A 17,312-nucleotide genomic window follows, 5' to 3' on the forward strand; every position below is an offset into this window, starting at 1 on the left:
TCGTTCGCCGCTCAGGCGAGGCCGCCGAACATCACGGCGGTCAGCACGAAATCGAGGCCGAGCACGGCCAGCGAGGAATAGACCACGGTACGGGTGGTGGCCCGCGAGATGCCCTCCGAGGTGGGCACCAGGTCATAGCCCTGGAAAACCGCGATCCAGGTCACCACCACGGCAAACACCAGGCTCTTGATGATGCCGTTGCCCACGTCGTCGATGAAGTCGACGCTGGCCTGCATGTTGGACCAGTAGGAGCCCTCGAAGACGCCCAGCCAGTCGACCCCGACCAGGTAGCCACCGTAGATGCCCACCACACCGAAGCCCACGGTAAGCAGCGGAAGGGCCACGAAGCCCGCCCACAGGCGTGGCGCCACCACCCGGCGCAGCGGGTCGACGCCGATCATCTCCATGCTGGTCAACTGCTCGGTGGCCTTCATCAGGCCGATCTCGGCGGTCAGTGCCGAGCCGGCGCGCCCGGCGAACAGCAGTGCCGCCACCACCGGGGCAAGCTCACGCAGCAGAGATAGCGCCACCATCTGACCCAGCGCATCCTCGGCACCGAAATCGACCAGGATGGTATAGCCCTGCAGCGACAGCACCATGCCGATAAAGAGCCCCGAGACGAGCACGATGGCCAGCGACAGCACGCCCACGAAATGCATCTGGCGCACCCAGAGGTAGAGGCCCTCACGACTCGGCAGCCCCACGGCGGACTGGACCAGGAAGATGCCGGCGCGGCCAAAGGCCTCGAGCAGGTCGCAGCCGCGGCGCCCGAGGCGCCGGATTCGCTGGATCATCGTGGACCTCCCGGGCTGAGCATGTCGCTGATGAAGTCCACCGCCGGGTAGTGGAAAGGCACCGGCCCATCCGGCTCGCCGTGGACGAACTGGCTGACCCGGGGATCCTGGTCCACGTCGAGGCTCTTGGGCGTGCCATGGGCCATCACCTGGCCATCGGCGACCACGTAGACGTAGTCGGCGATGGTCAGGGTCTCCTTGATATCATGGGAGACCACGATGGAGGTCAGCCCCAGCGCCTGGTTGAGGCGCTTGATCAGCTGCACCAGCACGCCCATGGAGATCGGGTCCTGGCCGACGAACGGCTCGTCATAGAGGATCAGCTCGGGATCCAGGGCGATGGCCCGGGCCAGGGCCACCCGGCGCGCCATGCCCCCGGAAAGTTCCGCGGGCATCAGCTCCCGGGCTCCGCGCAGCCCCACCGCCTCGAGCTTCATCAGCACCAGGTCGCGGACCATGGTACCCGGCAGATCGGTATGCACCCGCAGCGGGAAGGCCACATTCTCGAACACGCTGAGGTCCGAGAACAGCGCCCCGCTCTGGAACAGCATGCCCATGCGCTGGCGCATGGAAAACAGCGCCTTGCGCGACTGGCGATGCACGTCCTGACCCTCGATCAGCACCCGGCCGGCGTCGGGCATGAGCTGGCCGCCGATCAGCCTGAGCAGGGTGGTCTTGCCACTGCCGCTGGGGCCCATGATGGCGGTGATGCCGCCTCGCTGGATCAGCATGTCGACGCCGCGGAAGATCTCCTTGTCGCCACGCGCGAAATGCAGCCCCTCCACCGCCACGAAGGGAGTGTCACTCATCGGCTCAGCCATCCCAGTAAAATTATCGAACATCGTATCCTAACTGCCCTGCCGGGTGCCAGCCCGATGCCGTCTACCCGGCTTGCACCACTGCTGGTCAGCACGTTTAATGGCGCCCTTCCGACATTGGCCGAACGAACGAGACGCTTGCCATGCTGCTTCCCCTGATCGCCGTCGCCGCAGGCCTCGTGGCCCTGCTGTGGAGCGCCGACCACTTCGTCGGCGCGGCGGCCGCCACCGCCCGCCGCGCCGGCATGAGCACGATGCTGGTGGGCATGACCATCGTCGCCCTGGGCACCTCGGCGCCCGAGATCGTGGTCTCGCTGATGGCGTCCCTGGACGGCATTCCCGACCTGGCCACCGGCAACGCCCTGGGCTCCAACATCGCCAATATCGGGCTGGTGCTGGGCATCACCGCGCTGGTGGTGCCGATCCCGGTTCGCTTCTCCATCGTGCGCCGCGAGCTGCCGCTGCTGCTCGGCGCCACCGGACTGGCCGGCTACGCCCTGGCCAACGGTCACCTGGGGCGAATGGATGCCGCGCTGCTCATCGCCCTGCTGGTGTTCAGCCTGTGGTGGCTGTTCCGTGCCGATACCCCGGACGCCAAGGAGGAAGTGGCAGGCGAGATACCCGAGATGACGCTGGCGCGTGCACTGCTGTGGCTGGTGGTGACCCTCGCAGTGATGGTCGCCGGCTCCCGGGGCCTGGTGTGGGGGGCCAGCGAACTGGCCCGCAGCATGGGGGTCAGCGAGCTGGTCATCGGCCTGACCATTGTCGCCATCGGTACCAGCCTGCCCGAACTGGTGGCCTGCGTGGCCAGCGCCCTCAAGCGTCACCACGACCTGGCCATCGGCAATATCATCGGCTCCAACCTCTTCAACCTGCTGGCGGTACTGCCGGTACCCGGCCTGCTTGCGCCGGGCCCGACCGACCCCGCCGCCGGCGAGCGTGACTATCCGCTGCTGCTGGTGCTGACCCTGGTACTCGGCGCCCTGCTGCTGTGGCACCGCCGCAACCATCTGGGCCGCCTCCCCGGCGCGGCACTGGCGGCCAGCTATTTCGGCTACCTGATCTGGCTCGGCACGACCAGTCTGGGCGGCGGCTCTTGAGTGAACCCCTCGAACAGGCAACAATCGTCGCCATGACATCCGATACCCCCTCGGCCGGTTCGGCCCTCCGTGACAGCGCCAAACGCACCCTTCGCCTCGAGCAGCAGGCCGTGGGCGCCCTGGTGGCGCGCCTCGATGACGCCTTCGACAGCGCCTGCGAACTGATCCTGGCCTGCCACGGCCGGGTGGTGGTCACCGGCATGGGCAAGTCGGGCCATATCGCCGGCAAGATCGCCGCCACCCTGGCCAGCACCGGCACGCCGGCCTTCTTCGTGCATCCCGGCGAGGCCAGCCACGGCGACCTCGGCATGATCACGCCTGGTGACGTGGTGCTGGCCCTCTCCAACTCGGGCGAGACCGCCGAGGTAACCGCCCTGCTGCCGCTGCTCAAGCGCATGAAGGTGCCGCTGATCAGCATGACCGGCCGCCCGGCCTCGAGCCTGGCCCGCCACGCCGAGGCGCATCTCGATGTCGGTGTCGAACGCGAGGCCTGTCCTCTCGACCTCGCCCCGACCGCCTCCACCACCGCCGCTCTGGCCATGGGGGATGCCCTGGCCGTGGCGCTGCTGGAGTCGCGCGGCTTCACCGCCGAGGACTTCGCCCTTTCCCACCCCGGCGGCAGCCTCGGCAAGCGGCTGCTGCTGCGCGTCGGTGACCTGATGCACTCGGGTGACAGGCTGCCCCGGGTGGCACTGGGCAGTCCGCTGCGTGACGCCCTGCTGGAGATCACCCGCCAGGGGCTGGGCTTCACCTGCGTGGTGGCCCCCGACGGCCGCCTCGCCGGGGTCTATACCGATGGCGACCTGCGCCGTACCCTGGACCAGCACAGTGACCTCACCGGGCTGACCGTGGATGAGGTGATGACCTGCCCCGGCAAGCGCGTCTCCCCGGAGACCCTGGCCGCCGAGGCGGTAAGCCTGATGGAAGACCACCGCATCTCCGCCCTGGCCGTGGTCGATGACGAGGGCCGCCCCGTGGGCGCCCTGCATATGCACGACCTGCTCGCCAGTGGCGTGATCTGACCTCAACGACACGGAGTCCCCATGACCCATACCTCCCCCCTGCAGGATCCGCTGCTGACCGACCGCCTGCGCCGCATCCGCCTGCTCGCGCTTGATGTCGACGGCGTGCTCACCGACGGCCAGCTCTACTTCCAGGCCGACGGCATCGAGATCAAGGCCTTCAATGTCCAGGACGGTCACGGCCTCAAGCTGCTCAAGCGTGCCGGCATTCAGGTCGCGCTGATCACCGGCCGCGAATCCCCCACCGTGAGTCGCCGCGCCGCTGCCCTGGGCATCCAGCATGTCTTCCAGGGTGTGGAGAAGAAGCTGCCGGTCCTGCGTGAGCTAATCGCGCGCCTGGGCCTGGAGTTCGACCAGGTCGCCTACTGCGGGGACGACATGCCCGATGTGGGCGCCATCCGCCGTGCCGGCGTGGGCATCAGCGTCCCCAATGCACCGAGCTATATCCAGAAGCACGCGGACTGGGTCACCGAACGCAGCGGCGGCCAGGGCGCGGCCCGCGAGATCGCCGACACCCTGCTGCGCGCCCAGGGCCACTGGGACGCGGTGATCGACACCTACCTCCACGGGGCCGGCTGAGATCATGGCCCTGCCGCGCCCGGGCTTTCGCACCTGGCTGACCCTGCTGCTGCTGGCGCTGGGCGGAGGCCTGGCGCTGCTCGACCTGCGCGACCCCAGCCCCACCGGTCAGGTACCGCGCGATGCCGCGGGCGAACCCGACTTCTACCTCGAGAACGCGCGCCTCACCCGCTTCGACAGCGAGGGCCAGCCCCACCAGCGGGTGACCACGCCGCGGCTGGTGCATACCCCGCTAGATGACGTGACCCGCCTGGAGACTCCGCTTGCCCGGCTCCACGACCGCGAGGGTCGGCTATGGCTGGCCGAGGCCGAGCGCGGCGAGCTGGGGCCGGGAGACAACCCGCTGCTGCTCGACGGCGACGCCCGCCTGCGCGCCCCCGCCGAGCGCTGGGAGCTCGAGACCGAGACGCTGCACTACGATGCCGACACCGGGCATGCCTGGAGCACCACCCCGGCCACGCTGCGCCAGCCCCCCCAGCGCATGAGCGGCGAGCGTTTCGACGCCTGGCTTCATGACAACCGGGCGCGCCTGACCGACAATGTGCGCGGCCACCATCCGCCCGAGACAGCCGAGGAGTCCTCGTCATGACGCGCCATCCGCTCTCCACACTGGCCTGTGCACTGCTGCTGACGCTGGCTATCGCCCCCGCCAGCCAGGCACAGAACCAGTCCCAGAATCAGGATGCCAATGCCCCCATCCTGGTCGAGGCGGACCGCCTCGACCTCGACGACCGCGCCGGCACCGCCGTCTACACCGGCAACGTGGATATCCGCCAGGGCAGCATGCGCCTGACCGGCAACCGGGTGGAGATCCGCCGCAACGCGGCCGGCGAGCTCTCCCTGGCGACTGCCACCGGCGAACGGGCCTACCTCGAACAGCAGCCCGATCCCGCCGAGCCGGTGGTCAAGGGCTGGGGCCGCACCGTCATCTACCACGTGGCCGAACGCCGCGTGGAGCTGATCGATCGCGCCGAGCTCCACCAGGGCGGCGACACCTTCGAAGGCGGCTACCTGGAGTACTTCCTCGACCGCCGCGTGGTGCAGGCCCGCGCCGATGCCGAAGGCGTCGAAGGCAGCCAGCGAATCCGCATGACGCTCCAGCCGGAACAGCAGTAAGGATGCCATGAAGACCCTACACGCACGCCATCTCGCAAAGAGCTACAAGCGCCGCCGCGTGGTGCAGGACATCGGCCTGTCTATCCCCCAGGGCAGCATCGTCGGACTGCTGGGGCCCAACGGCGCCGGCAAGACCACCTCTTTCTACATGATCGTGGGACTGGTGCGTGCCGATGCGGGCTCGGTGGCCATCGATGACCTGGATCTCTCCCGGGCCGCCATGCATGAGCGAGCCCGGGCTGGGATCGGTTACCTGCCCCAGGAGGCCTCGATCTTCCGCAAGCTGTCGGTGGCCGACAACATCATGGCCATCCTCGAGACCCGCAAGGATCTCGACCGGGAGGGGCGTCGCGCACGCCTGGAACAGCTGCTCGAGGAGTTCCATGTCACGCATATTCGCGACAACCCGGGCATGAGCCTTTCCGGCGGCGAGCGGCGCCGGGTGGAGATCGCCAGGGCGCTGGCGACGGAACCCGCTTTCATCCTGCTCGACGAGCCCTTCGCCGGGGTCGACCCGATCTCGGTGGGCGAGATCAAGGGCATCATCCGCCAGCTCAAGGCCCGCGGCATCGGCGTGTTGATCACCGACCACAACGTCCGCGACACCCTCGACATCTGCGACAGCGCCTATATCGTCGGCGACGGCAAGATCATCGCCGAGGGCGACGCCGAATCGATCCTCGCCAACCAGAGGGTGCGCGAGGTCTACCTCGGTGAAGACTTCCGCCTGTGATCACCGGCCGGAACAAGCGCCTCACTATATTCATATTCCGGCGGGCAATCCATCAATGGCATGATTATTGCTTATAGGATTGTTGCGCCCTGCGAGGCCAGGCGCTAGGGTAAGGCTTTCCGACACGCCAGGAGGACGCCTGCCATGGCCATGAAGGCATCCCTGCAGTTGCGGGTCGGCACCCAGCTGACCATGACACCCCAGCTGCAGCAGGCCATCGCCCTGCTGCAGCTCTCCACCCTGGACCTGCGCCAGGAGATCCAGCAGGCGATGGAGAACAACCCGTTGCTGGAGCTCGACGACGGGTTCGGCGAGCAGGCCACTCAGGAGCCCGCGGAAGACGACTGGGCAAACGAGATTCCCGAACAGCTCGTCACCGACAGCGACTGGTCCGACACCTACCAGGACCTGGGCGCGCCCGCCGGCGGTGAGGGGCCCGATTTCGAGCGCCAGGCCCAGGGCCAGAGCCTCCAGAGCCACCTCGCCTGGCAGCTGGCGATGAGCGACCTCGATCCCCGGGCACGACAGATCGCCGAGAGCCTGATCGATGCCGTGGACGATGCCGGCTACCTGGCCGCCCCCCTCGACGAGATCCGTGACGGCCTGAAGCAGCAGGGCCTTGCCGACCTGCGCAGCCCGGAGATGGAGCGGGTGCTGCTGCGCCTGCAGCAGTTCGAACCCACCGGCATCTTCGCACGCGACCTGCGCGAATGCCTGCAGCTGCAGCTCGCCGCCTTCCCCGACGACACACCGCTGCTGCCCCAGGCGCGGCGCCTGGTACGCCAGTTCCTGGAGGCCCTGGCCAGCGGCGACCGACGCCTGCTCAAACGGCGTCTGGGGGTGGACGATGCCACGCTCGACGCCACCATCAACCTGGTTCGAGGACTGGACCCACGACCCGGCAGTGCCTTTGCCAGCGTGACCGACGACTATGTGATCCCCGACCTCGTCGCCTTCCACGACCGGCGTGGCTGGCACGTCGAACTCAACCCCGAGGCACTGCCAAGGCTGCGCATTCAACCCGATTACGCCGCCCTGGTGCGCCGCGCCGTCAGGAGTGACGACAACCAGTTCCTCAAGGAGCACCTCCAGGAGGCGCGCTGGCTGATGAAGAGCCTGTCCAGCCGCAACGACACCCTCCTGCGAGTGGGCCGTGAGATCCTGGCCCGCCAGCTCGACTTCCTCGAGCGCGGCGAAGAGGCGATGAAGCCACTCATCCTGGCCGATATCGCCCAGGCGGTGGAGATGCACGAATCCACCATCTCGCGGGTCACCACCCAGAAGTTCATCCACACGCCGCGGGGAGTATTCGAACTCAAGTACTTCTTCTCCAGCCAGGTCCGCGGCGAGGGCGATGGCGACGCCCACTCCAGCACCGCCATCCGCGCACACATCCGCAAGCTGATCCAGGCGGAACCGCCACGCAAGCCGCTCTCCGACAGCAAGCTGGTCAGCCTGCTCGACGAAGCCGGGATCCAGGTGGCGCGCAGGACCGTGGCCAAGTACCGCGAGGCCATGGGCATCCCCTCATCCAGCGAACGCAAGCGGCTGGCATAACCCCGCGCGGCGCCGCACCGTGGCACTCTCCAAAGCTTACCCGCGAGGCCATGGGCATCCCCTCCTCCAGCGAACGCAAGCGGCTGGCATGACCCGCGTCATGACCGACATCCAGGGCGTCGGCACGGGGGTATGCAAGGCAGGAAAAAGGGTTACAATCGAAACACAACCAACGAGCAAGGAGCGTGTCATGCAAGTCAACATCACCGGCCATCATGTGGAACTGACCGATGCCCTGCGTGACTATGTCAGCGAGAAACTGACGCGCGTGGAGCGCCACTACGACAATATCACCAACGTGCAGGTGACCCTGTCGGTGGAGAAGGAGCGCCAGTCTGCTGCCTGCACCCTGCACGCCGCCGGTGCCGATCTGCACGCCGAGGCTCAGGAAAACGACATGTACGCCGCCATCGATGCCCTGGCCGACAAGCTGGACCGCCAACTGGTCAAGCACAAGGAAAAGGCTCAGGCCCGCGCCCAGGGCGCCGGCGTTCGCTGAGTCCACGATGTCGTCTCTCGAAACCATCCTGCCCCCCGAGCGCACCCTCTTCGATGTGCCCGGGGGGAGCAAGAAGCGGGTGCTGGAGTTCTTCAGCACCTTCATTGCCCAGAATACTCCCAGCCTCGACAGCCAGGAGGTGTTCGCGCGGCTGATCGCCCGCGAACGCTTAGGCAGTACAGGGATCGGCAATGGCGTGGCCATCCCGCATGCCAGAAGCCCCCACTGCAAGGCCCCCATCGCCGGCTTCCTGAAGCTGGCCGAGCCGGTGGATTTCGATGCCATCGACGGCGAGCCCGTCGACCTGGTGTTCGTGCTGCTGGTGCCCGAGGAGGCCGATGCCGCCCACCTGACCCTGCTGGCCCAGGTGGCCGGCATCATGAACGACGTCGACACCCGAACTCGCCTGCGCCGTAGCGCCAGTCAGCGAGAACTCCACGAGGGCCTGATCGAGGCCATCCGACGACAGGGCTGAGCACCCGCTCGGCCAGGACGACCAGGAGATCCCCATGCAGCTCGTGATCATCAGCGGCCGTTCCGGCTCGGGCAAGTCGATCGCCCTGCAGGCCCTGGAGGATCTCGGCTACTACGCCATCGACAACCTGCCAGCCATGCTGCTGGGCTCGCTGATCGACGAGCTGGGCAACCCCGAGTCCCCTCGCTCCTCGATTGCCGTCAGTATCGACGCCCGCAACCTGCCCCAGGCCCTGAAGCGCTTTCCCAGCCTGCTCGAGGAGGTGCGTGACCGCGGCATCGACTGCCAGGTGATCTACCTCACCACCGACGCACGCATCCTGATCGAACGCTACTCTGCCACCCGGCGCCGCCACCCCCTCACCCGCGGAAGCGAGATGACGCTGGCCGAGGCGATCGACTCCGAGGAGCAGGCGCTGGCCGAGATCCGTGACCTGGCCGACCTGGTGATCGACACCTCACGGCTGTCGGTGCACGAGCTGCGCGGTCGCATCGCCGACCAGGTGGCCCGGCATCGCCCCGAGCAGCTGACCCTGACCGTGGAATCCTTCGGCTTCAAGCGCGGCGTGCCCCTCGACGCCGATCTGGTGTTCGATGCCCGCTGCCTGCCCAATCCCTACTGGGACCCGCGCCTGAGGCCGTTCACCGGCCAGGACCCCGAGATCATCGCCTTCCTCGAGGGCTATCCCCTGGTCCAGGCGATGCTCGAGGATATCCACGCCTGGCTGACCCGCTGGCTACCCAGCTACGAGGCCAGCCATCGCAGCTACCTGACCGTGGCCATCGGCTGCACCGGCGGGCAGCATCGCTCGGTCTATATCGCCGAGCGGCTGGCGATGCAGCTGGCGCAGAGCCAGACCCATGTACGCCTGCGCCACCGTGAGCTGGGCACCCAGAACACCCTGCCCGGCCCCGACGCCACACCTCATCAAGGAAGTTGAGCGTGCTGCAACGCAAGCTGACCCTGACCAACAAGCGTGGGCTCCACGCCCGCGCCGCCACCCGGCTGGTGCAGTGCTGCCAGCCCTTCGACGCACGTATCTGCGTGGCCAATGGCGCCATGCAGGGCGAGGCGGACAACATCATGTCGCTGCTGATGCTCGCCGCCCCCTGCGGCACCGAACTCACCGTCAGCGCCGAGGGGGAGGATGCCGAGGCGGCCCTCGACGCCGTGCAGGCGCTGTTCGAGGCCCGCTTCGACGAGGATGACTAGCTGCCGGCCACGGTCATCTCGTCGATCAGCCAGCTGCCGGTATGGATGCTTCCGCGGGTGTCGATATCGCTGCCCACGCCGGCCAGTCCGCGGAACATCGCCTCCAGGTTACCGGCGATGGTGAACTCCTCCACCGGGTACTGGATCTTGCCGTTCTCAACCCAGAAGCCTGCCGCGCCGCGCGAGTAGTCGCCGGTGACAGCATTGACGCCCTGCCCCATCAGCTCGGTGACCAGTACGCCGCGCCCCATGCGGGCGAGCAACTCGTCGCGTGAGGCCAGCGGCGCCGCGATGCGCAGGTTGCGGGCGCCACCGGCGTTGGCGGTGGTCTGCATGCCGAGGCGGCGGGCACTGTAGGCCGAGAGCATGTAGCTGGCCAGGCGCCCGTTCTCGATGAACACATTGTCGCGGGTCTGCACGCCGTCGTTGTCGAAGGGCGAGCTGGCCATGGCGCCGATCTCCATGGGCTTCTCCTGCAGGCTGAACCACTCGGGGAAGAGCTCATCGCCGAGGCGGTCGCAGAGGAAGGAGGACTGGCGGAACAGCGCTCCGCCGGCGATGGCGCCCATCAACGAGCCGACCAGGCCCGCGGCCAGATTGGGGTCTAAGAGTACTGGCATGCGCCCGGTGGCCGGCCGGCGGGCGCCCAGGCGCCGCAGGGTGTGCTCGGCGGCGCTCTCGCCGACGCGCTCGGGAGCCAGCAGGTCGCGGGGGTTCCGGGCGCTGGTGAAGTCGTAGTCGCGCTGCATGCCGGCGGCGTCCTCGGCGATCAGCATGCAGGAGAGGGAGTGGCGGCTGCCGCACTGGCTGCCCAGGAAACCGTGACTGTTGGCATAGACCCGCACCCCCTCGCCGCTGGAGAGCGAGGCCCCGTCGGAGCTCTTGATTCCCGCCTTGCCGCGACCGGCGGCCTCGCAGGCCAGCGCCAGGTCGATCGCCTCCTCGGTGGTCAGCGGCCAGGGGTGGTGCACGTCGAGATCCGGCAGATGGGTGGCCATCAGCTCGGCGTCGGCGAGGCCGGCGGCGGGATCCTCACCGGTGTAGCGGGCGATGGCGATAGCCTTCTCGACCACGGCGTGGATGGAGGCCTCTCCGGCGTCGGTGGAGGAGGCGCTGCCCTTGCGCTGCCCGAGATAGACGGTCACCGCGATGCCCTGGTCACGAGAGAGCTCGACGGTCTCCACTTCCCCTTCGCGCACGCTGACGCCGACGCCCTGGTCGACGCTGGCGCCCACCTCGCAGGCATCGGCGCCGAGCTTGCGGGCCAGCTCCAAGGCCTGTCGGGAACGGCTCTCCAGCTGGATCTGCTGGGCGGCGGCATCGAAAGCCTGAGTCATCTCTTTCCTCCTTCGGCGGACCCGGAGGCCACGCCTGTGATGTTCATTCTCAGCCCGGTGTAGCGGGCTGGTATACTGTCGGGACAACCAGCCCCCAACCGATGGAAGCGGCATGTCCCAGGAATCTCCCCGCGAGCTGCTCGATCAGATCCTTCAGCAGCCGGACAACGACGAACGCCCCAGCAAGTCCCAGCTCAAGCGCGAGATGCAGGCGCTGCAGACGCTGGGCGAACAGATCATCGCCATGACACCCGGCGAGCGGGCACGCTTTCCACTCTCCGACGACATGCTCGCCGCGGTGGAAGAGACCACGCGCATCCGCTCCCACGAGGGCCGACGCCGGCATATGCAGTACATCGGCAAGCTGATGCGCCGCGAGGACCTCGAGGCGATCCGTGCCGTCCACGACGAGATCGAGCAGGAGTCGATGCGCCGTGACCACGCCTTCCATCGCCTCGAGAAGTGGCGTGACCGCCTCGTCGACGAGGGCGACGCCGCGGTGGAAGCCTTCGTGGCCGACTACCCCGACGCCGACCGCCAGGCACTGCGCCAGCTGATCCGCAACGCCCAGCGAGAGCGCGAGAAGGGCAAGCCCCCGGCCAGCGCCCGCAAGCTGTTCAAGCTGATCCGCGATACCGCAGGACTCTAGACCTCTTCCCTCGCGGAACGTCGCCGAGCGAAGGCCAGACAAGGCGGCGTTCGGCGAGCCAACGGAGTTTAGGGGCCCTAAATGAGCATGGCGAGCCGAGCGCCAACGCCGTATGGGCGAGCGCAGGCACGTTCGTTCATGATGCCGTACCACCCACGGTCAGCTCGTCAATCTTGAGGGTCGGCTGTCCGACGCCCACGGGCACGCCCTGACCCTCCTTGCCGCAGACGCCGATGCCTCTATCCAGCTCCATGTCATGGCCGATCATCGACACCTGCCCCATCACCTCGGGGCCGTTGCCGATCAACGTGGCGCCCTTCACCGGGGCGGTGATCCGGCCATCCTCGATCAGGTAGGCCTCGCTTGCCGAGAACACGAACTTGCCCGAGGTGATGTCCACCTGGCCGCCGCCAAAGCTCACCGCATAGAGGCCACGCCTGACGCTCTTGAGGATATCGGCGGGGTCGTCCTGCCCGGCCAGCATGACGGTATTGGTCATGCGCGGCATGGGCAGGTGGGCGAAGGATTCGCGGCGGGCGTTGCCGGTGGGCGCCATGCCCATCAGCCGGGCATTGAGCTTGTCCTGCATGTAGCCGGTCAGGATGCCATCCTCGATCAACGGTGTGCGCTGACCGGCAGTGCCTTCATCGTCGACGCTCATCGAGCCGCGGCGGTCGGCCAGGGTGGCATCGTCCACCACCGTCACCCCCGGCGCGGCGACGCGCTGGCCCATGCGTCCGGCGAAGGCCGAGCTGCCCTTGCGGTTGAAGTCGCCCTCCAGGCCGTGACCTACCGCCTCGTGGAGCAGGATGCCGGGCCAGCCCGGCGCCAGCACCACCGGCAGCTGGCCGGCCGGGGCGTCGACCGCCTCCAGGTTGACCAGTGCCTGGCGTACCGCCTCCTTCGCGTAGCGCTCGGCCACGCCTTCGTCGCGCAGGCGCGACATGGGATAGCGGCCACCGCCACCGGCGCTGCCGCGCTCACGACGGCCGCCCCGCACGGCGATCACGCTGACGTTGAAGCGCACCAGAGGGCGGATATCCGCCGCCAGGGTGCCGTCGCTGGCGCGCACCAGCACCACCTCATGGACCCCGGAGAGTGAGGCACTGACCTGGCTGACCGAGGGATCGGCGGCGCGGGCCACGCGATCCGCCTCCTTGAGCATGGCGACCTTCTCCTCGGCAGAGAGGCCGGAGAGCGGGTCGACCCCGGCATAGCGCGCCGTGGGCGCGACGGCGACAGGAACGCCCAGGCTCAGGCGCTTGCCGCTGCGCACGATGCCCGCGGCGGTGCGCCCGGTCTCGCCCAGGGCGTCGGCGGTGATCTGGTTGGAGTAGGCGAAGCCGGTCTTCTCGCCGGCCAGGGAGCGCACGCCCACCCCGCCGTCGATATTGTAGCTGGCCTCCTTGACCTCGCCGTCCTCCAGCACCCATCCCTCATGCCAGCTGCGCTGGAAGTAGAGGTCGGCATAGTCGATGCCCGGGCCCATGGCGTGGCCGAGGCCGGCATCCAGGTCATCCAGGGAGAGGCCGCCGGGAGCCAGCAGGATACCGGCGGCTTCGTCTAGCAGTGCGTGTCTCGCTTGGGTCATTCGGCGCTTTCCACTGAGATCTGCGGCGCGGTCCAGGGACCGAGCACGCGATAATGAATTCGGGTCACGCTGTCGATGGCATCACCGAACAGGCGGTCGGCAATGAACAGGGCGCCACCTACTACCGGGGCGCCGGCGATCACCGCGGCCAGCGGCAGGTTGCGGCTGACGGGTAGCGTGACCCCCAGCCGCATGTCGAGTTCCCGCCGTGCCAGCTCGACGCTGCCATCCAGAGAGAAGCGGGTGGCGGGCCCCACGACCTCGACCGGCCCCCGTGTCTCGAGACTGCCACCATACAGGGTCGCCGCGCCACTGACACGATCGAAGGCGGTCCCCTGTCCGGTCACGTCGGAGAAGTCCAGACGCAGGCGACGTACCAGGTTGTCGATATTGAGCAGACCCACCAGGCGCGCCGGGGTGGACTCCAGGTTGACGAAACGCCCGTCACGCAGCTCCGCCTCCACGCTGCCCCGGGAGCGCTCCAGGGCAAACTGCCAGGGGGCCCCCGGCCAGGCGAGCTGGCTCTTGACCCGGGTCTCCTGGCTGCGGATCACCGCCTCCTGCCCAAGGCGCTCCAGCGCCGTGCCGAGGTCGCGCCCATCCAGGTCGAGACGCGCACGGGTCAGGCTGGCCCCGGCACCGGCTGTCTCCCAGACCAGCTCACCACGGGCACTGACCTCGCCCAGGGTCAGCCCCAGGGGAGCGATACTGAGTCGCTCGGGTGTGGCCTGCCAGCGGGCGGTCAGGGGACCCAGCCGCTGGCCGGCGCGTTCGATGTCGGCAACGCGCAGGCGTCCGTCGGGGAGGTCGGCCACCCACTCGGGCAGTGGCTGCGGCTCGGGTGGGGTGGCGATCTCGTCGAACAGCGAGCCGACTTCACGACTGCCCGGCATCAGCGCATCCAGGGAGAGCCGAGCCAGGCCGATATCCAGGGGCTCGGCGAGTTGGGGCCGGTAGTCGAGATTTCCCTCCAGCAGGCTGCCATCCAGCGCCAGGCGCCAGCCGCCTCCGGATTGGGGGCGTGCCGTGGCGTAGAAGGAACCCAGACAGCGGTCATCGTGATGCAGGCAGTCACTCGCCAGGCGCACCTCGCGCAGATTCAGGGCACCGCCTGCCGCTCCCGAGCCGGCGCCCACCTGGCCGGAGAGCGACTCGCCCCAGGCGGCGGGTGACAGCCTCGGCAGGTAGGCGTCGACCCACCAGCCCGCCCCCGTTGGCCAGCTGCCGGAGGCCGGGCGGCCCAGCCACACCTGCCCCTGGCCGCTGTCGCCACCCGGCAGCGCCCGCCAGCGCAGTGCCAGCGCCTCACCCAGGCGCCCCTCCAGGCGCCCTTCGGTCAGGTCCATGTCGAGCCGCAGCGGACGCGTCTCCCCTGCCGACTTGCCCAGCGGGGCAGGCAGGTCGGCGGCCAGCCCCTGGAGAGTGCTCTCCAGGCGCAAGGAAACGCTCTCGCCGACGCCCAGCCGTCCGCGCCAGTCGAAACGGCCCGACAGCCGCTCGCCGAGTGCGGTGACGCCGCCCAGCTCGAGCAGCGCTCTCGTCTCGGCCGTGCCGGCAAGCTCGAGACCACCCTGCAGGGTATCGATATCGGCCTGCACCTGCCCACCCAGCGCCTGGCCCTCGATGCGTCCCTCGAGACCGCCCTCGTCGCCACGCTGGCGCCAGGCAAGCGGCCCCGCGAGGTCGCGAAAAGCAAGGCCAAGGGGGCGATACTCCAGGCGCGGGAAGGCGGTCTCGGTGACGATATCCAGCTCGAGGCCCTCGGGCTCGGCCAGGGGCAGCGCCAGGGAGAGCGCGCCCTCGGCACGCCCCTCGGCCTGCCAGGCATCCAGGGCCTGCATACCTTCCACCGGCATGGCCAGCAGGAAGCGACGCAGCCCGGCCGCCTCGGTGGCCAGCTGGCCCTCCACCTCGAGGCGTTCGTCGGCCAGGCGTACCCGGCCGTCGTGCGCCTCCACGCCGAGGCTCTCGGCGTGGGTCACCTCGGCATCGAGTACGCCGTCGTTGAGGCGCAACCGCCCCTCGATGCCCTCCAGCATCGGCCAGGCCGGGGCGATGGGCAGGCGACCATCGCGAATGGCGAGGTCGAGGCCGAAGCTCGCCGCGACGCGCTCGTCGCTGCCCCCGAAGAGCGGCACATGCAGGCGCAGCGAACCCTCGGGCACCCGCCCCGCCACGCCGTCGGCGAGCCAGTCGTGCAGTTCATCACCGAGGATACCCACCGGCAGCCACTCGATAAGCGGTGTTTCCACGGCATCGACCTCCTCGAGGGCCAGGGTCAGGCCGAAGCCGCCCCGGGCACCACGGCCGACGGAGAGGCCGAAGCCGCCGCTGACCTCGGCGCCGTTCCAGCCCACCACGAGGTCGCGGCCGCTGACCATGCTGCGCGGGCCATCATAGACCCAGCGCACCTCGCCCGAGGCGTGCTCGAGCGCCATGGGGCCGGCAAAGACCTCGGGAAAATGCAGCGTGGCGGCGTCGCCGCCGACGAAGCGCACCAGCCCGCTCCCCCCGCGGGCTTCCACCCACATGTCGAAGGGCCCTCCGCCCGGCGCCTGCTGCCAGGGCGAGACCTCCACCCCGCGCAGTGCGGCCCGTGCCTGCCACTCTCCCTCCTGAAAACCCAGGCCGAAGCCCATCACGCGCCCGCGCGGGTCGAGGCTGTCCACCACCCGCGACAGGGCCTCGGGCAGCGGGACCCGGTCACGCCAGGCGGCCAGCGACCCCAGGTCGAAGGCACTGGTGTTGAGCCACCAGCCGTCGGCATCGCCGCTCAGGTGCCAGCGATAGGGCAAGGCCGGGCCCCAGCGCGGTGCGGGGACATCGAGTTCGCTGGCATCGGGGCTCTCGGCGTCGCCCTGGAACCACGCCTGCCAGCCGCTCTCCCCCTTCAACCACTGGCCGCGCCCGGTCACGCTGTCGAGTTCCAGGTCATGGCGCTCTCCCGCCGCGTCCCGGTGGCTGACCGCCAGCCGTTCGATGTCCAGGGCCAGGCGGGCGTCGGCCAGGCTGCCGCCTTGCCAGCGTCCCCACAGGCTCGCCTCGCCACGCGCCTCGTCGAGGCGCAGCGGCTGGCTGTTACCCAACACCGCGGCCAGCTCCACCAGGCTGTCGAGACGCAACTCGGCCTGCAGGGCGGCGCCGAAATCGCGAAATCCGGCCTGGCCCGGCAGCACCTCCAGGGCCACCTGCATGGCAACATCCGGATCGCCCACCAGGCGCAGTTCCCCCTCGAGATGGGCGCGTCGGTCATCGCCGGTCATCAGCAGTCGCGGCGCCTCGAAGGCGACCCGCCGTTCAAGGCCATGCAGCACCACGTTCACCCGCTCGGCCCAGGCGCGCTGACGCAGCAGGACCCCGACCCAGAAGTCGATACGTTCCAGGTCGAGCTCGCCCTCGGGCTGCAGTTCGGGCGGTAGCTCGGCGGGATCGGGCCAGTGCCAGCCCCCGTCGGGAGTCTGGTAGAGGTGCAACGTCACGCCCTCGAGGCGAGCATCCTCCACCACCGGCAGCCCTTCGCGCAGGCTCTGCCAGCTGTCCAGGCGAAGGTGGCCCGACCGGACCTCCAGCAGCGGCCTGTCGCCCTCCCGGGTGCTCAGGCTTAGATCATCCAGGCTGAGGTGCGGGTCGAGGTACGCCAGGCCCCCTTCCAGGGAGGCGATCCGCACCTCCGCCGCGAAGCGCGCCGAGAGCAGCGCCTCCAGCCGCGGCACCAGGCCATCGGCCAGCCCCAGCGCCAGGCGCGCCAGCAGCACCAGCAGCGCCACCCCCGCCAGCAGCAAGGCCACCAGGGTCAGGGTCCAGCGAATCACCGGGCGAGTCATGGCCAT

At 69.0% G+C, this 17,312-nt stretch carries 17 protein-coding genes; 12 read left to right on the forward strand and 5 right to left on the reverse strand.

Annotation, left to right across the window (positions count from 1 at the left end):
* Nucleotides 1-11: 11 nt before the first annotated feature.
* Nucleotides 12-794 (reverse strand): lipid asymmetry maintenance ABC transporter permease subunit MlaE, encoded by a 783-nt coding sequence (gene mlaE, locus LWH48_RS01270; RefSeq protein ID WP_161432397.1) that lies wholly within the window; start codon nucleotides 792-794, stop codon nucleotides 12-14.
* Nucleotides 791-1,603, reverse strand: coding sequence for an ABC transporter ATP-binding protein (locus tag LWH48_RS01275; protein ID WP_232910979.1), 813 nt, complete (start codon nucleotides 1,601-1,603; stop codon nucleotides 791-793). The genes mlaE and LWH48_RS01275 overlap by 4 nt, the downstream gene beginning before the upstream one ends.
* 152 nt (nucleotides 1,604-1,755) lie before the next feature.
* Here LWH48_RS01275 and LWH48_RS01280 point away from each other — a divergent pair, with 152 nt between their 5' ends.
* From LWH48_RS01280 to LWH48_RS01330, 11 genes are all read left to right on the forward strand, one after another.
* A complete protein-coding gene (locus LWH48_RS01280) occupies nucleotides 1,756-2,712 on the forward strand; it encodes a calcium/sodium antiporter (protein WP_232910980.1) in 957 nt (318 codons plus the stop codon).
* 32 nt (nucleotides 2,713-2,744) lie between these two features.
* A complete protein-coding gene (locus tag LWH48_RS01285; RefSeq protein WP_161432400.1) occupies nucleotides 2,745-3,734 on the forward strand; it encodes a KpsF/GutQ family sugar-phosphate isomerase in 990 nt (329 codons plus the stop codon).
* Nucleotides 3,735-3,755: 21 nt separating this feature from the next.
* Nucleotides 3,756-4,313 (forward strand): KdsC family phosphatase, encoded by a 558-nt coding sequence (locus tag LWH48_RS01290; RefSeq protein WP_232910981.1) that lies wholly within the window; start codon nucleotides 3,756-3,758, stop codon nucleotides 4,311-4,313.
* Nucleotides 4,314-4,317: 4 nt separating this feature from the next.
* On the forward strand, nucleotides 4,318-4,902 hold the full coding sequence (gene lptC / locus LWH48_RS01295) for an LPS export ABC transporter periplasmic protein LptC (protein WP_232910982.1): 585 nt from the start codon (nucleotides 4,318-4,320) through the stop codon (nucleotides 4,900-4,902).
* Complete coding sequence (gene lptA / locus LWH48_RS01300) at nucleotides 4,899-5,429, forward strand: lipopolysaccharide transport periplasmic protein LptA (RefSeq protein ID WP_232910983.1); 531 nt, start codon at nucleotides 4,899-4,901, stop codon at nucleotides 5,427-5,429. The genes lptC and lptA overlap by 4 nt, the downstream gene beginning before the upstream one ends.
* Nucleotides 5,430-5,436: 7 nt before the next feature.
* Complete coding sequence (lptB, locus tag LWH48_RS01305; protein ID WP_161432404.1) at nucleotides 5,437-6,162, forward strand: LPS export ABC transporter ATP-binding protein; 726 nt, start codon at nucleotides 5,437-5,439, stop codon at nucleotides 6,160-6,162.
* Nucleotides 6,163-6,306: 144 nt separating this feature from the next.
* Nucleotides 6,307-7,719 (forward strand): RNA polymerase factor sigma-54, encoded by a 1,413-nt coding sequence (locus LWH48_RS01310; protein ID WP_232910984.1) that lies wholly within the window; start codon nucleotides 6,307-6,309, stop codon nucleotides 7,717-7,719.
* A gap of 190 nt (nucleotides 7,720-7,909) precedes the next feature.
* Nucleotides 7,910-8,218 carry a ribosome hibernation-promoting factor, HPF/YfiA family gene (hpf, locus tag LWH48_RS01315; protein WP_232910985.1) on the forward strand — a complete coding sequence of 103 codons (309 nt, stop codon included), beginning with the start codon at nucleotides 7,910-7,912 and terminating at the stop codon, nucleotides 8,216-8,218.
* A 7-nt stretch (nucleotides 8,219-8,225) separates the two neighbouring features.
* Nucleotides 8,226-8,693 carry a PTS IIA-like nitrogen regulatory protein PtsN gene (gene ptsN / locus LWH48_RS01320; RefSeq protein WP_232910986.1) on the forward strand — a complete coding sequence of 156 codons (468 nt, stop codon included), beginning with the start codon at nucleotides 8,226-8,228 and terminating at the stop codon, nucleotides 8,691-8,693.
* A gap of 34 nt (nucleotides 8,694-8,727) precedes the next feature.
* Nucleotides 8,728-9,633: an RNase adapter RapZ gene (gene rapZ / locus LWH48_RS01325; RefSeq protein WP_232910987.1), complete on the forward strand. Its 906-nt coding sequence runs from the start codon at nucleotides 8,728-8,730 to the stop codon at nucleotides 9,631-9,633.
* Nucleotides 9,634-9,635: 2 nt separating this feature from the next.
* Nucleotides 9,636-9,905 (forward strand): HPr family phosphocarrier protein, encoded by a 270-nt coding sequence (locus LWH48_RS01330; protein ID WP_232910988.1) that lies wholly within the window; start codon nucleotides 9,636-9,638, stop codon nucleotides 9,903-9,905.
* Here the strand turns inward: LWH48_RS01330 and pmbA are convergent.
* Nucleotides 9,902-11,242: a metalloprotease PmbA gene (gene pmbA, locus LWH48_RS01335; protein ID WP_232910989.1), complete on the reverse strand. Its 1,341-nt coding sequence runs from the start codon at nucleotides 11,240-11,242 to the stop codon at nucleotides 9,902-9,904. The genes LWH48_RS01330 and pmbA overlap by 4 nt on opposite strands.
* 112 nt (nucleotides 11,243-11,354) lie before the next feature.
* Here pmbA and yjgA point away from each other — a divergent pair, with 112 nt between their 5' ends.
* Nucleotides 11,355-11,891 carry a ribosome biogenesis factor YjgA gene (gene yjgA / locus LWH48_RS01340; RefSeq protein WP_232910990.1) on the forward strand — a complete coding sequence of 179 codons (537 nt, stop codon included), beginning with the start codon at nucleotides 11,355-11,357 and terminating at the stop codon, nucleotides 11,889-11,891.
* Nucleotides 11,892-12,027: 136 nt separating this feature from the next.
* On the opposite strand, the gene tldD is transcribed toward yjgA, so the two are convergent.
* Both tldD and LWH48_RS01350 read right to left on the reverse strand, forming a co-directional pair.
* Nucleotides 12,028-13,482 (reverse strand): metalloprotease TldD, encoded by a 1,455-nt coding sequence (tldD, locus tag LWH48_RS01345; protein WP_232910991.1) that lies wholly within the window; start codon nucleotides 13,480-13,482, stop codon nucleotides 12,028-12,030.
* Entirely contained in the window at nucleotides 13,479-17,312 is a 3,834-nt protein-coding gene (locus LWH48_RS01350; RefSeq protein ID WP_232910992.1) for a YhdP family phospholipid transporter, read from the reverse strand. The genes tldD and LWH48_RS01350 overlap by 4 nt, the downstream gene beginning before the upstream one ends.

Origin of the sequence: Halomonas sp. G15 (genome assembly GCF_021282295.1) — a bacterium.
GTDB classification, from domain to species: domain Bacteria; phylum Pseudomonadota; class Gammaproteobacteria; order Pseudomonadales; family Halomonadaceae; genus Halomonas; species Halomonas alimentaria.